At 34.0% G+C, this 13,707-nt stretch carries 16 protein-coding genes; 11 read left to right on the forward strand and 5 right to left on the reverse strand.

Features of this window, described 5'->3' with window-relative positions:
• Positions 1–37: 37 nt before the first annotated feature.
• The 3 genes from R4B61_RS04320 to R4B61_RS04330 form a co-directional block, all read right to left on the reverse strand.
• Positions 38–937, reverse strand: a complete 900-nt coding sequence (locus R4B61_RS04320; protein WP_413628281.1) for an IS3 family transposase — start codon at positions 935–937, stop codon at positions 38–40.
• On the reverse strand, positions 910–1,419 hold the full coding sequence (locus R4B61_RS04325) for a transposase (protein ID WP_413627055.1): 510 nt from the start codon (positions 1,417–1,419) through the stop codon (positions 910–912). The genes R4B61_RS04320 and R4B61_RS04325 overlap by 28 nt, the downstream gene beginning before the upstream one ends.
• A gap of 69 nt (positions 1,420–1,488) precedes the next feature.
• Positions 1,489–2,058, reverse strand: a complete 570-nt coding sequence (locus R4B61_RS04330) for a DsbA family protein (protein ID WP_413627056.1) — start codon at positions 2,056–2,058, stop codon at positions 1,489–1,491.
• Positions 2,059–2,210: 152 nt separating this feature from the next.
• On the opposite strand from R4B61_RS04330, the gene R4B61_RS04335 reads away from it, so the two are divergent.
• From R4B61_RS04335 to R4B61_RS04345, 3 genes are read left to right on the forward strand one after another with little or no spacing between them, the layout of a single operon-like run.
• Entirely contained in the window at positions 2,211–2,831 is a 621-nt protein-coding gene (locus R4B61_RS04335; RefSeq protein ID WP_413627057.1) for a GTP pyrophosphokinase family protein, read from the forward strand.
• Positions 2,832–2,833: 2 nt separating this feature from the next.
• Entirely contained in the window at positions 2,834–3,643 is an 810-nt protein-coding gene (locus tag R4B61_RS04340) for an NAD kinase (protein WP_413627058.1), read from the forward strand.
• Positions 3,636–4,520, forward strand: a complete 885-nt coding sequence (locus R4B61_RS04345) for an RluA family pseudouridine synthase (protein ID WP_413627059.1) — start codon at positions 3,636–3,638, stop codon at positions 4,518–4,520. The genes R4B61_RS04340 and R4B61_RS04345 overlap by 8 nt, the downstream gene beginning before the upstream one ends.
• A 15-nt stretch (positions 4,521–4,535) precedes the next feature.
• On the opposite strand, the gene R4B61_RS04350 is transcribed toward R4B61_RS04345, so the two are convergent.
• On the reverse strand, positions 4,536–5,114 hold the full coding sequence (locus R4B61_RS04350; RefSeq protein ID WP_413627060.1) for a copper homeostasis protein CutC: 579 nt from the start codon (positions 5,112–5,114) through the stop codon (positions 4,536–4,538).
• A gap of 123 nt (positions 5,115–5,237) precedes the next feature.
• Between R4B61_RS04350 and trmL the strand changes: the two genes are divergently transcribed.
• Both trmL and R4B61_RS04360 read left to right on the forward strand, forming a co-directional pair.
• Positions 5,238–5,762, forward strand: coding sequence for a tRNA (uridine(34)/cytosine(34)/5-carboxymethylaminomethyluridine(34)-2'-O)-methyltransferase TrmL (gene trmL / locus R4B61_RS04355; protein ID WP_413627061.1), 525 nt, complete (start codon positions 5,238–5,240; stop codon positions 5,760–5,762).
• Positions 5,763–5,780: 18 nt separating this feature from the next.
• Complete coding sequence (locus R4B61_RS04360) at positions 5,781–8,051, forward strand: DNA translocase FtsK (protein ID WP_413627062.1); 2,271 nt, start codon at positions 5,781–5,783, stop codon at positions 8,049–8,051.
• A 36-nt stretch (positions 8,052–8,087) separates the two neighbouring features.
• Here R4B61_RS04360 and R4B61_RS04365 read toward each other — a convergent pair whose 3' ends face one another.
• Entirely contained in the window at positions 8,088–8,237 is a 150-nt protein-coding gene (locus R4B61_RS04365) for a DUF4044 domain-containing protein (protein ID WP_413627063.1), read from the reverse strand.
• Between the two features lie 55 nt (positions 8,238–8,292).
• On the opposite strand from R4B61_RS04365, the gene R4B61_RS04370 reads away from it, so the two are divergent.
• The 6 genes from R4B61_RS04370 (at position 8,293) to mraY (ending at position 13,697) form a co-directional block, all read left to right on the forward strand.
• On the forward strand, positions 8,293–8,679 hold the full coding sequence (locus R4B61_RS04370; protein WP_413627064.1) for a DUF3397 family protein: 387 nt from the start codon (positions 8,293–8,295) through the stop codon (positions 8,677–8,679).
• A 124-nt stretch (positions 8,680–8,803) separates the two neighbouring features.
• Positions 8,804–9,229, forward strand: a complete 426-nt coding sequence (mraZ, locus tag R4B61_RS04375; protein ID WP_413627065.1) for a division/cell wall cluster transcriptional repressor MraZ — start codon at positions 8,804–8,806, stop codon at positions 9,227–9,229.
• Between the two features lie 16 nt (positions 9,230–9,245).
• A complete protein-coding gene (rsmH, locus tag R4B61_RS04380) occupies positions 9,246–10,190 on the forward strand; it encodes a 16S rRNA (cytosine(1402)-N(4))-methyltransferase RsmH (protein ID WP_413627066.1) in 945 nt (314 codons plus the stop codon).
• 9 nt (positions 10,191–10,199) lie between these two features.
• The gene (locus tag R4B61_RS04385) at positions 10,200–10,568 is read left to right on the forward strand and encodes a hypothetical protein (RefSeq protein WP_413627067.1); all 369 of its coding nucleotides are present in this window, start codon (positions 10,200–10,202) and stop codon (positions 10,566–10,568) included.
• Complete coding sequence (locus R4B61_RS04390) at positions 10,565–12,715, forward strand: penicillin-binding transpeptidase domain-containing protein (RefSeq protein WP_413627068.1); 2,151 nt, start codon at positions 10,565–10,567, stop codon at positions 12,713–12,715. Before R4B61_RS04385 ends, R4B61_RS04390 begins: the two co-directional genes overlap by 4 nt.
• A 25-nt stretch (positions 12,716–12,740) precedes the next feature.
• Positions 12,741–13,697: a phospho-N-acetylmuramoyl-pentapeptide-transferase gene (mraY, locus tag R4B61_RS04395; protein ID WP_413627069.1), complete on the forward strand. Its 957-nt coding sequence runs from the start codon at positions 12,741–12,743 to the stop codon at positions 13,695–13,697.
• The last annotated feature ends 10 nt before the right edge of the window (positions 13,698–13,707 follow it).

A 13,707-nucleotide genomic window follows, 5' to 3' on the forward strand; every position in this document is an offset into this window, starting at 1 on the left:
TGAAGTGCTATAGAAAAGTTAGACACTTTATATAATTTTAAATTTTTAAGGATTTACACCTATATTCAACTGGTGTAAGTCCTTTTTTATTTCCTGAAATTCGTTCATTGTTAAACCAATCAACATATTTTTTGTATGTATTTTTTAATGTAATTACAGAATTAATATTAATACGATTTAAACACTCCCTCTTTAATAAATTAAAGAAACTCTCAATAGGTGCGTTATCTAAACAGTTTCCCTTTCGGGACATACTTTGCATATAACCATTAGATTTTAATTTTTGTCGATATGATTTTAATTGATAGTGGAATCCTTGGTCTGAATGTATCAATGGTTTACTATTTTGGGGAAGATTCATACTTAATTTATCTAACATATCTGAAACCAGCCTCCAGTTTGGATGCTCACTAATACTTGTTGCTAAAACTTCTCCAGAGGCTTCATCAATTATTGCCGATATATATCCCCATTTATTTTTTCCAATTTTCACTTGTGTTATATCTGTATGAAGCACCTTATATGGGATAGTTTCATTAAATTTTTGTTTTAGAATATTAGGAGCAATTTTTCCTATTTCACCCTTAAATGAAGAATATTTCCTTGTTTTTTTTGAGTATACAGTACAAATTAATCCAATTTTCCGCATTATTCTTCGCACGGTTTCTAAACAATATGTATATCCTTTATTAATCAAAATTTGCCAAATCCTACGATAACCGTAGGTTTCACGACTTTTTAAATAGATATTTTTAATTTCTTCTTTCAATTTAAGATATTTATCTGGTTTTTTTGATCGTTTTAATGCAGCATAATAAGTTTTTCTTTTTAAATTGAAGTATTTTAACAACTGTCTAAAATTATATTCTGGCCTTAAAGAATTAATTAGTATTGCTATTTCTGTTGATTTTATTTTCTTTCCTTTAAGGCTCTCAATTTTTTTGAGATATCAAGTTCCATTTGTGTGTAACGTAGTTTTTCTTCTAAATCAGAAATTTTTTGTTTGTATTCTTCCTCTTTTGTCTTCGGAATTTCTTTTAATGCTTTTTTACCTTTACTTTTTTTCATAGATGGCCGTCCTATCTTTTTTAAACGAAGTGCGGTAATCCCATAATTTTCAAAATCTTTAACCCATTTTCTAACTTGAGATTGATTGATTTTAAAATAAGAAGCTACTTTGGAATAGCCTTCGTTATGATTTTGATAGTATTTTACCACCATTAACTTAAAATTTTGACTATATTTTTGCTTAGCTCGACGAGCTAAAATTTGATAGCCACTTACATTAACTTGGTCAATCCAACTATATATTAAACTTTTGCTTATTCCATAATTATTTTTAATTTCATTAACTGAATAATCTTCTTCTAAACATAAATGAACAAGTTCTGCTTTAAATTTCGGTGAATATTTTGTCATAAAAAAAGCACCCCATAACTGTTATTTTTGTCTAACAATTATAGGGCACTTCAAAACGGGACTCTTTTTTTATAAAACTTTTAAATGTGGGAAAGCTTTTAATTTTTGCTTAGGGGTATGATTAATAATTTTTTGAAACAGTGATTCCAGTTGTGATAAGTCAAATTTATCGATTAAGATGCCATTATCAACAGATCTACAATCGAAAATAACTAGATTTTCATGATTGGTGATTCCCATTTCGCGAACCAATTCTTGATCAGAGTTAATATTTGCTTTAATTAATTTTGAAATACGGTCTTCTTTAAACATTTCTAAATCTAACTTATTTTCTAAAGCAATTTGATATGCAAGCTTTTCTGAATAAGGCACGTTTTGCTTTAAAACGGCTTCTTGGAGATCCTGTAAAAAACTACGTCCCTTTTTACAGCCTTGATATAAAGCTGCTTTGTAGTCGACAATTATTTGATAAGGATCAATGTTATTTTGATTTTTTCGATTTAGGGTTTCAAGGGTGATAAATGGAATAAATCTTAAACAAACCTTGCCCGGAAGATTTTCAGTAACTTTGGTAACATCTTGTTCTGCTGTGAGACAATTTGAACAAGATGGATCAATAAATAAGTATACTTCAATCATTAGCTTCTATCTCCTTATCAGTAATTTTAACGCACTATCTACCATACCAAATTTTAACTAAAATTCAAATAATTTGATTTATTTTACGTAAAATAAAATTAGTCTAAATGTGATATGATAGGCATATAAAAACGACATAGTGGGGTGGTCTAGTGGTTACTGACTGGAATTCATTGTTATTTCCATATAACCAAGCTGCAAAAGAATGGAAAGTTAAATTACGAGGTATTCGTGAAGAGTATCAAATAATGGATGAACATTCTCCAATTGAATTCGTAACTAGCAGAATTAAATCAATTGATAGTATTAAAGAAAAAATGATTCGACGAGATATTGATCCAGAAAGATTAACTGAAGATATGGAAGACATTTGTGGTCTGAGAATTATGTGTCCTTTTTTAGACGACATTTATCAAGTGGTTAATATTTTAAGAAAAAGAAATGATATTGAAATAATTGAAGAACGTGATTACGTAAATAATGAGAAAAAAAGTGGTTATCGTTCTTATCACATTGTTTTTCGTTATCCGCTTCAACTATTAACCGGACAAAGAAATATTTTGGTTGAAATTCAAATTAGAACGTTAGCGATGAATTTCTGGGCAACTCTAGAGCATTCATTAAATTATAAACATCCCGATGTTTTCCCGGATGATGTTCACAAAAGATTGCAAGAGGATTCGGAAACGGCTTTTAAGTTGGATGAAGATATGTCACAAATTAGAAAAGATTTGATTGATGATGCCAAGAAACAAGATAAAAAGGGTGAATAGAGATGCGTATTGCAATTTATGGAAATGATAATAAAAGCTCAAGTAAGGTTGCAACCGAATTATCTGAATTGATAAACAAATCAGAGGTTTTACAAATTGATGAACTAAACCCAGAAGTAGTGATTTCAGTAGGTGGAGACGGAACTTTACTTTCAGCCTTTCATCATTACGATGATTTAACGGAAAAAGTGCGTTTTGTGGGAATCCATACTGGACACCTAGGTTTTTATACTGATTGGCGCGATAACGAGGTAGAAAAACTGGTGGAGAGTTTAGAAAATGATAATGGTCAAAGTGTTAGTTATCCACTTCTAGATATTCAGGTCGAATATTCAGACCAGGGTCTTCCAGATAAAATGGTGGCACTAAACGAATCAACCGTAAAAAAATTATTTGGCACAATGGTGGCTAAGGTTTACATTAAGGATAGACTTTTTGAAAACTTTAGAGGTGATGGTTTGTGTATTTCAACTCCTACCGGATCAACTGCCTATAACAAGTCAGTTGGGGGAGCAATCATTTCACCTAAATTTAATGCAATTCAAGTTGCTGAAATGGCCTCAATTAATAACCGAGTATTTAGAACAATTGGTTCTCCAGTTATTATTCCACCAACGGAAACCATTACCGTTGTACCCAAAGTTTCATTACACAATGTGTTGACGTGTGATCAACTACTGGTAATGGATCGTCCAATTAAATCAATTACCTATGGAATATCGCAACGGCGAATCTATTTTGCTAAATATCAACATACGCATTTTTGGGAACGGGTAAACAACTCCTTTATTGGTGACAATCTGAATGATTAATTTTACCTGGAATAATCACCATGAGACGCCGCTAAAATTAAGAACCTTTTTAATGGAAAAGGGAGTTACTCGGACATTACTAAAAAAGGTTAAGTTTAATGGTGGTCAACTTTTAGTAAATCAAGAACCGCAATTTACCAATTTTATGTTGCAACAAGGTGATAAAGTTACGATGATATTACCACCAGAGCAGCAAAATGAAGTTTTAAACATTTCTAATGAACCGTTAGACATTTTATTTGAAAATCAAAACTATTTAATTATAAATAAACCGGTTAACGTAGCGACGGTTCCATCACATATTTATCCCAATGATACGATTGTTAATCGGGTGTTGGGTTACTACTTAAAAAAAGATTATCCTAGTAAAGTGGTTCATGTAGTTAATCGCTTGGATCGTGGAACCAGTGGTCCGGTTATTTTTGCCAAAAATAGTTTAGCTCATGCCGCTTTAGATAAAGAATTTAAACAACGACGAATTAAAAAGGGATATGTTGCGGGGCTGGTAGGAAGAATCCCACTAAAGCATGCTAGTATAGTACTTCCTATCGGGAGGAAACCAGATTCTTTTATTGAAAGAGCAATTGTTAAGGATGGAAAATATAGCAATACCGAGTTTTGGACGATGAAAACTACATCAACTAATTCTTTAGTTAAAATCAGTTTGCACACGGGACGAACTCATCAAATTCGAGTTCATTTTGCTGCAATCGGTTATCCTTTGGTGGGGGATTGGCTATACGGCACGGAAACAGCAGAAATTAAGCATCAGGCTTTGCATTGCTTTGAGCTTGAATTTTGGGACCAATTGGATGAAATGACTATTAAAGTTGAGGCTCCCATACCACCATATTTTGCAGATATAATAAAAAAGTAAGCTTTCGTTGAAAGCTTACTTTTTATTAATATAGATAAATGAGTCAGTTTGATTTTCTGGTTGGCTTGCTTCTTCAGTAGTCAAGTATGGAACTAGTCTGAGTGTATTAAATTCTTTCAGTTTTTGTTCTAGTTTTTGCAAGTTTTGACTAGCAACGATTCCACTAAATTGGTGTTCAGTTAACCAGCTTAATGCTTCATCCCAATTATTTTCTGGAATTTCATCAAAAGCGGGAGAGAAAAACATTTCCATGCCGTCGGATGCTCCTGCTAATGCTTCCATTATCTCAGTGTCAATTTGGTTTTCTGAAGTTAAAGCACCGATAATCACGCCGTCTGTCCCTAAGGATTGGCATTGAAAAAGATCAGCTTCCATGATTTTAGCTTCGGTATCATCAAAAATGTTGGATTCGTTACTGGCATTAATAAAAACGTCCAAACTAATTTGATGTTCGTTAGCGTATCTAGTTGCTTCTGCAATCAAACCACGACTGGGTGTCATTTGATTATTTGCAATTGCAATTCGATAATTAACTTTAGAAGCTATTTTGGGTAATTCTCTGAAATTGTCGATTACGGGTTCTAAATTATTCATTTAAATTCCTCCAATAGATATATTATACTGGTAGACTGAAGGTAAATTATAGACCATTAAAGACCTTTTTTGAACGTGTTATAATGAATTGGTTAAATTATCGCAAAGAATTGGAGTATTACAATGACTAATCATATCGTTTTATTTGAACCACTAATGCCAGCTAATACAGGAAACATTGCTAGAACTTGTGCCGGAACTGATACTGTTTTAGATTTAATTAAACCACTAGGATTTTCAGTTGAAGACAAGTATTTGAAACGAGCAGGATTAGACTACTGGGACAAAGTTCAAATTAATTACCATGAAAGTTTACCAGAGTTTTTGGAGACGGTTCCAGATATTAAGAAATTATTTTTAGTATCGAAATTTGGTAAATATAACTATGCCCAACATGATTATACAGATACAAATGAAGATTATTACTTTATTTTTGGAAAAGAAACCACGGGCTTGCCTGAGCGATTTGAACAAAAATATGCTGAACAAGCGATTAGAATCCCGCAAGATGATTCTAATATTCGCGCTTTGAACTTATCGAATTCATGTGCAATTGTGATTTATGAAGTCTTACGTCAACAATCATTTAGAGATTTAGACATGGTTCATGATTATGAACATGATAAATTAGCTGATTTTAAAAAATAGATAGAATGAGGTATTTGATTGGCAACCAAGAGAAAAAGAAAAACAAAAGGTAAGAAAAAACAAAAATTAAATAAGTCATTACAACAATTTATTAGTGAAAATCGTCAATCAATAGTTGGCTTAGGATTACTCTTCTTTGGGGCATTAGCTTGTTTTAACCTGGGGGTAATTGGGATTACTTTAGCAAACTTGGTAAGAATTGTTTTCGGTAATACGTACCAAGTTGTCTGGGGGCTATTAGCAATTTGGGGAGCTTTTCTATTTGTAGATAAGCCCCTTCCTAAGATTAAAGCGCATTTTATTTGGGGATTTTTGGTAAGTTGGATTGGTATTTTACTAGAATTTTCAATTTTAATGTTTTTAAAATTACATCAGTTTTATCAATACATTAACGTTACTTGGCAAACCAGTTATAACGATTTAGTTAAAGTAGAAACCGGTACCAATGTTGGTGGTGGATTGATTGGATCAGGTCTGTTACAAGGATTATCAGTATTAATTTCCTTTGTGGGAACTGAAATTCTAGCTGTGTTAATTATTTTAGCCGGAATTATTATTTTTTGTGATATTCCCATCACCAGTCTATTAAAAAAATTAATGTTGCAGTTGGAAACAACGGTTAAAAACTATCATGAAAAACGGATTCAGAAGAAGGCAGAAAGGGCTAAAAAAGCCAAAGAAGCCCCAAGTCGTCCTAATCCAGTTCCACCAATTGAAAAGCCGGTGGAAAAAACTCCGCCAACTAAGTCAGCTGTTAAGGAAGAAAAACCTACTTATGTAGAGCCTAAGCCAGAAATTAGAATGGCTAATAAAAAGGAGCAAACTCCTTTTGTACCTCAACCAACTAATAGTAATCCTGGTAGCTATCAGTTACCATCCACTGAATTGTTGACTCAGATTTCACAGACGGACCAAACTCAGGAATACAATTCAATTGATAAGAATACTAAGGTTTTGCAGTCAACACTAAAAAGTTTTGGGGTTGATGCAGAAATTAAAAACGTTAGTCTAGGACCATCGGTTACCGAATATGAATTGCATCCAGCCATCGGTGTTAAAGTTAGTAAAATTGTTAATTTAAGTGATGATTTGGCGTTAGCATTGGCCGCCAAAGATATTCGAATTGAGGCACCCATTCCTGGAAAATCTTTAATTGGAATTGAAGTACCTAATCGAGAAGTATCGATGGTTTCATTTAGAGATACATTTGAATCTCAAGGCAAGCAGGCAATGGAAAAGATTTTGAAGGTGCCACTTGGAAAAGACGTTAATGGAAACGTAATTTCTTGTGATATTACCAAAATGCCTCACTTACTGATTGCGGGATCAACGGGTAGTGGTAAATCAGTTGCAATTAACGGTTTCTTAACTAGCATTCTATTAAAAGCAACTCCTGATCAAGTTAAACTAATGTTGATTGATCCCAAAAAAGTTGAGTTGGGTGTTTATAATGGAATTCCACATTTACTATCGCCAGTCGTTTCTGACCCCAAAAAAGCTGCTCGGGCACTAAACAAAGCGGTTGAAGAAATGGAAAATCGTTATGAATTGTTTGCCAAGACTGGTCAACGGAAAATTGATTCCTACAATGAATTTGTCGACAAAGAAAATCAGAAAAAGGGAACTGCAATTCCTAAGCTTCCATATATTGTTGTGGTTGTTGATGAATTAGCTGATTTGATGATGACCGTTTCAAATGAAGTTGAAACCGCAATTATTAGGTTAGCGCAAATGGGACGAGCAGCAGGTGTCCATATGATTTTAGCAACGCAACGACCATCTGTAGATGTTATTACTGGTTTGATAAAAGCAAATGTTCCTTCACGAATTGCCTTTGCAGTATCAAGCGGGACTGATTCTAGAACTATTTTAGACTCAAACGGAGCCGAAAAATTACTGGGACGCGGAGATATGCTGTTTGAACCAATTGGTCAGAACAAGCCTAACCGAGTTCAAGGTTCGTTTATTTCTGATACGGATGTTGAAAGTATCGTTGAATTTGTTAAATCACAGGGTGAGCCAGATTATGATGATAAGATGGTTGTAACTGATGAGGATATTGCTGAAGAGCAAGAAGATGAAGAAAAAGATGATTTATTTGATGAAGCTCTAGACTTTGTGGTTGAAGAACATAAGGCTAGTACCTCGATGTTACAAAGACGATTTAGAATTGGTTATAATCGTGCCGCTCGAATAGTCGATGAGATGGAACAACGCGGTTATGTTGGTCCACAACGAGGAAGTGTTCCTAGAACGGTTTATAAACAAAAAGATCCAGATAATGATTGATAGCAAATAAAAAAACTGGGGAAGATTTCCCCAGTTTTATTGTAATAATGCTGTTGCAGATCCTAGGATAACTCCTAGAACTGTAAAAATAATCATAATCCATACAAAAATGTATAGGATCTTTTGGAATGTTGACTTGTCACGCCACTTTGTCAAAATCCACACCACCTTAAAGTTTAATACCATAATTCTAACTGGGCAACAGTGATAATGCAATAGAGGGAGTTAAAAGTTAAACGAAATGAACTTAGTTAATTTTCCAGAAACTTTAGAACAACTAATAAAAAGCCAAGGAATCATTTTGCTGTATTTTTTAATTAGTGTTTTTATAATTAAAATTTTAAAATTAATTTTTAAATGGAAGAAAATTCGAGTTTTGGATGTATTCCCCATTTTTGGAATTGTTTTAGTTCAAAGGGCATCATTAACTCAAGCGGGAACATCATTACTTCCAATTTGTATGATTATTTGGATGGTAATTGCAATCACTTGGGTTTTAAGAACTTATCGAAAAAATGGAGAAGTTATTTTAAAACAATTTTTATTCTTATTTTGGCGATTTTCTGATTTATTTTGGCTGTTTATGTATATGTTTATAATAACTTTAGAAATGCTGAAAAGGCTTTAACAGAAGGGTTTGAGAATGTTTTCTCAAACTCTTCTGTTTTTTTGTGGTAAAAAATGGATATCAAGTGGTGTAAAGTGGTGCGTTGTGGTAGACTAAATTTATCAGAAGGAATGGGGATGATGGAATGTTTATAGGTGAATATCGACACAATATTGACCAAAAAGGCAGAATTATCATTCCCGCCAAATTCAGAGAACAACTTGGAGATCAATTTGTAATTACAAGGGGTCTTGACGGTTGTTTATTTGGCTATACTCAATCTGAATGGGAAAAAGTACAAAAAGAAATTAACGAACTTCCCTTTAATAAACGTGATGCGAGAACCTTTGCACGTTTATTCTTTTCGGCCGCAACTGAATGTGAGATTGATAAACAGGGGCGAGTAAACCTTCCTGATCCGTTGATTAAGTATGCCGGATTAATTAAAAGCTGTGTTTTAACCGGGGTCTCAACTAGATTTGAAATTTGGGATGCTGATAAATGGGATGCTTACAACGAACAATCACAAGATGACTTTAACGAAATTGCAGAAAACCTACTTGATTTTTAAAGAATGAGGCAAATTGATGACTGAATTTAACCATAAAACTGTGTTACTAAATGAGGCAGTTGATGAACTGAATATGGATCCCAATGGAACTTATATTGACTGTACTCTTGGTGGCGGTGGTCATACTTCTTTAATTTTATCTAAATTAGAGAATGGTCATCTGTATTCCTTTGATCAAGATGATTATGCAATTAAATATAATCAAGAAGAATTAAAACAATACATTGAAAAGCAACAATTAACTTTGATTCAATCTAATTTTAGAAATTTAAAATCTGAAATTAATGCGCAAGGAATCTCAGAAGTAAATGGAATCGTCTATGATTTAGGGGTTTCCTCTCCACAATTCGATATTGCAGATCGAGGCTTTAGTTATCAAAAAGATGCTCGATTAGATATGAGAATGGATCAGCGTCAACCTTTGGATGCCTGGGAAGTGGTTAATAAATGGCCTTATGAACACTTAGTTAGAATTTTCTTCCGCTATGGAGAAGAAAAGTTTTCAAAGCAAATTGCTAGAAAAATTGAGCGAATTAGAGAAGATGAGCCGATTAACACTACTACAGAGTTAGCAGAAATTATTAAGGATGCGATTCCAGCAGCGGCGCGACGCCATGGTGGTAATCCAGCTAAACGGGTATTTCAAGCAATTCGAATTGCAGTAAATGACGAATTAGGAGCACTTGAAGATTCTTTAGAGCAAGCCTTAGAACTACTGAAAATCAATGGAAGAATTAGTGTAATTACTTTTCAATCACTAGAAGATCGTTTAGTAAAACGGATGTTTAAGGAAAAAACGACGATTGAAAATTTACCACCAAATATTCCAATTATTCCAGAAGAGCTGAAGCCACATTTTAAGATGGTGCAAAAGAAACCAATCTTACCTGGCGAAGTAGAGCAAGAGGAAAATCATCGTTCACATAGTGCAAAATTACGGGTTATTGAGAGAATAAAGTAGGAGATAAATATGGAACAAAACGGAGTAGCCAGACAACAACGGGCTAACTATACATATAAAAGAAAAAACCATTCGAAGTTGTATGAGGTTCCAGCAACAGAAACGAAGTTAAGATTATCTGGATTTGAGAAGACTTTAATTATTTCAGGAATTTTAATTAGTTTTGTTTTAATGGTTTCATTGGTATCCGCCAAAAATTCATTAAATGTATCCGAACGCTCATTTCAAAAAACATCCACTCAAAACGTGAAGCTAAAAAATGAGACTCAAAGTATGAGTCAAGAACTAGATGGTCTCGAAAATAGTGCAATTGCTAGAGTAGTTGAAAAGGATCAACTTTCAATTGATAATGCTAGTGTAAGGGAAATAAAAAGATGAGAGATAATCAAAAGCAGCTGAATAATCAAAAGAAAGCCGAGAAAAATCGGCGTAATTTTGCAAGAATCTTTATGATTTTTGTAAGTATTGTTTTTCTTTTGATTGTCGGCTCTTTTTCTGCTGTTGCAATATTTAAGTCTGCCCATGGGGTGGATTTAAAGGAAAGAACCAATCAGCTATACAATCGAAATAGTATTATCCAAGCAAGTCGAGGATCGATTTTAGATAAAAATGGAAAACCACTGGCTGAAGATACCAATACGTACTCACTTTATGCAGTGTTAAATAAGAAACAAAAATCAATTGAGGGTAAGCCTGAATACGTCCAAGATAAAAAGAAAACCGCCAAAGTTTTGTCAGAAAATTTGCCAATTTCTTATAAAAAAGCCTACAAAGCTTTAAATCCGGAAAAAGAAACCTTCCAAGTCGAGTTTGGAAACGCCGGCAATCGAATTAGTTTATCTACAAAAGAAAAAATTGAGTCTAATGGTTTAACTGGGCTTTATTTCACTCCTAAGCAATCTAGACTATATCCCAATGGCGTTTTTGCTTCGCATATTATTGGATTAGCAGCAACGATGGTCAATGATAAAACTAAGCAGATTAGCTTAGAGGGACAAATGGGAATTGAAAAGTCATTTAACAAATTATTAACGGGTGTTAATGGTTTTAAAAAATATCAAGAAGATAATTATGGCTATAAAATTCCATCTGGTAATAACGTTGATAAACCTGCCAAGAACGGGAATAACGTTCATACCACGATTGACTCCAGCCTCCAACTACTATTGGAAACTCAATTAAACAAGGTTAATGAAGAAGTTAACCCTAAGAGTATGTCTGCCATAATTATGGATGCCAAAACTGGTAAAATTTTAGCGGCTTCCCAAAGACCAACCTTTAATCCGGAAACGGGAGAAGGTTTGGGTGATGTTTGGCGTGATGCTTTATCACAAGATGTGTATGAACCTGGATCAACGATGAAAATTTTCACAATTGCCTCTGCAATTGATAGTGGTCACTATAATGGAAATGCCACTTATCATTCTGGAATTTATCAAATTGGGAATCAAATTGTTCCAGATTGGAATCGAAGTGGTTGGGGAGACATCACTTTTAATAAAGGTTTTGCGCTCTCAAGTAACGTAGCAATGGCTCATTTGGAACAAATGATGGGAGCCAATACTTGGAAGAAGTACATTAATCGCTTCCAATTATTGAAAAATAATAATAATGTCGTTGATGGTCAAGTTGCGGGAAACATTCAATTTGAACGTCCTATTGAACAAGCTAATACGGCCTTTGGACAAGGGATTCAAGTAACGGCATTACAAATGCTTCAAGGATTTAGTGCGATTGCCAATAATGGACAGATGGTTAAGCCACAAATTATTGATAAAGTGACTGATTCAAACAACAAAAAAACGATTAAGACGTATAAAAAAGAAGTAGCCGGAAATCCCATTAAGGCTTCAACTGCTAAGCAAGTACGAAAATTAATGGAAGATGTAGTTTATAAAGATTATGGAATTGGTCATCCATTCCAGATTGATGGCTATCGGATTGCTGCAAAGACCGGTACTGCTCAGGTAAGTAATAGCTCTGGTCAGTATGAAAATGGGGATAACAGTTATCTCTACTCGGTTGCAGGAATGGCACCAGCCAATAATCCACGCTACATTATGTATGTCACGCTAAAACAACCTAACTTAGGGGGCCAACAAGGTGCAACCGTGTTAGCTCAAGTGTTTAATCCTGTGATGAAGAAGGCCTTGATGTCGGATGGAAAATCTAATAGTAAGGTTAAAATTCCTAATGAAGTGGGAAAAGCGACTACCGATGCCCAAAATGATTTGAATAAAGAAAAAATCAATAACATTGTGGTAGGTAAAGGACAAAAAATCACTAAACAAAGCCCCCAAGGGAAGGCACCCAAAGATATTTCGAATCGAGTAATTTTAGTTACTGATGGTGCAATGACAATGCCTAACTTAACGGGGTGGAGTAAAGAAGATGTGGAAGACTTTGCAAACATTACCCAAATCAAAGTTAACTTTAACGGCGATGGTAAGGTAACTAGTCAAAGTATTAATCCGGAACAAGAATTTAATAAAAATAATCAATTAGACGTTAGTTTGATGAAATAGGATAAAAAGAAGGGATGGAAATAAAATGAATTGGTTGATTCCACTAATTGCTGGATTTGTAATTACATTTCTACTGACACCAGCATTAATTAAGTATTTTAGAGCAAAAAAAGAGGGGCAAATGATTAGAGAAGAAGGCCCTAGCTGGCACGAAAGTAAAAGTGGAACTCCAACAATGGGGGGATTAGCGTTTGTTTTTGCAATTGTCGTCACTGTCTTGATTTATGCAATTTCGACTAATCAAATAAACTCTACTCTATCAATTTTAGTATTTGTTTTTCTATCATACGGTTTGATTGGAATGTGGGATGACAGTATTAAAATTTTCAAGCGTCAAAATGAAGGCTTTAAAGCTTGGCAAAAATTTGGTTTGCAAATCTTAGTTTCAATCATTTTTGCGATTGTTTATCATTCAAATGGTTTTCCAATGTCAATTCGCTTTATGGGCGATGGTGAAATTACCCTAGGAATTTTATATGTCGGATTTATTATGATCTGGTTAACTGGTTTTTCTAATGCGGTTAACTTAACCGATGGATTGGATGGGCTAGTAAGTGGATTGAGTGTAATTGCATTTTCTGCCTATGGAATTGTAGCTTACGTGCAAAAACAAGTTGACGTGCAAATCTTCTGTATGGCTGTTGCTGGTGCGCTTTTGGCATTTTTATTGTTTAATCATAAGCCAGCCAAAATTTTTATGGGAGACATGGGGTCACTGGCTTTAGGGGGAGCATTAGCTGCGGTTTCCATTTTGGTACACCATGAATTATCCTTAATTTGGATTGGGTTAATTTTTGTTTTAGAAACCTTAAGCGTAATTCTTCAAGTTGCATCATTTAAGTTAACGGGTAAGAAAATTTTTAAAATGACTCCAATTCACCACTCTTTTGAAATGAGTGGTTGGAGTGAGTGGAAAATCGATTTAGTTTTTTGGGCCGTTGGTCTATTGACTGCAATTACTGGTCTATTAGTAATACTTTAGTTATTGGAGG

Origin of the sequence: Fructilactobacillus vespulae (assembly GCF_047324295.1) — a bacterium.
In the GTDB taxonomy this organism is placed as follows: Bacteria; Bacillota; Bacilli; order Lactobacillales; family Lactobacillaceae; genus Fructilactobacillus; species Fructilactobacillus vespulae.

Excerpts from the sequence above, each read along its gene's own strand:
- R4B61_RS04325 (WP_413627055.1), bottom strand. The coding sequence starts at position 1,419 with ATGACAAAATATTCACCGAAATTTAAAGCAGAACTTGTTCATTTATGT.
- R4B61_RS04330 (WP_413627056.1), bottom strand. The coding sequence starts at position 2,058 with ATGATTGAAGTATACTTATTTATTGATCCATCTTGTTCAAATTGTCTC.
- R4B61_RS04340 (WP_413627058.1), top strand. The coding sequence starts at position 2,834 with ATGCGTATTGCAATTTATGGAAATGATAATAAAAGCTCAAGTAAGGTT.
- R4B61_RS04345 (WP_413627059.1), top strand. The coding sequence starts at position 3,636 with ATGATTAATTTTACCTGGAATAATCACCATGAGACGCCGCTAAAATTA.
- R4B61_RS04350 (WP_413627060.1), bottom strand. The coding sequence starts at position 5,114 with ATGAATAATTTAGAACCCGTAATCGACAATTTCAGAGAATTACCCAAA.
- trmL (WP_413627061.1), top strand. The coding sequence starts at position 5,238 with ATGACTAATCATATCGTTTTATTTGAACCACTAATGCCAGCTAATACA.
- R4B61_RS04365 (WP_413627063.1), bottom strand. The coding sequence starts at position 8,237 with ATGGTATTAAACTTTAAGGTGGTGTGGATTTTGACAAAGTGGCGTGAC.
- R4B61_RS04370 (WP_413627064.1), top strand. The coding sequence starts at position 8,293 with ATGAACTTAGTTAATTTTCCAGAAACTTTAGAACAACTAATAAAAAGC.
- mraZ (WP_413627065.1), top strand. The coding sequence starts at position 8,804 with ATGTTTATAGGTGAATATCGACACAATATTGACCAAAAAGGCAGAATT.
- rsmH (WP_413627066.1), top strand. The coding sequence starts at position 9,246 with ATGACTGAATTTAACCATAAAACTGTGTTACTAAATGAGGCAGTTGAT.
- R4B61_RS04385 (WP_413627067.1), top strand. The coding sequence starts at position 10,200 with ATGGAACAAAACGGAGTAGCCAGACAACAACGGGCTAACTATACATAT.
- R4B61_RS04390 (WP_413627068.1), top strand. The coding sequence starts at position 10,565 with ATGAGAGATAATCAAAAGCAGCTGAATAATCAAAAGAAAGCCGAGAAA.
- mraY (WP_413627069.1), top strand. The coding sequence starts at position 12,741 with ATGAATTGGTTGATTCCACTAATTGCTGGATTTGTAATTACATTTCTA.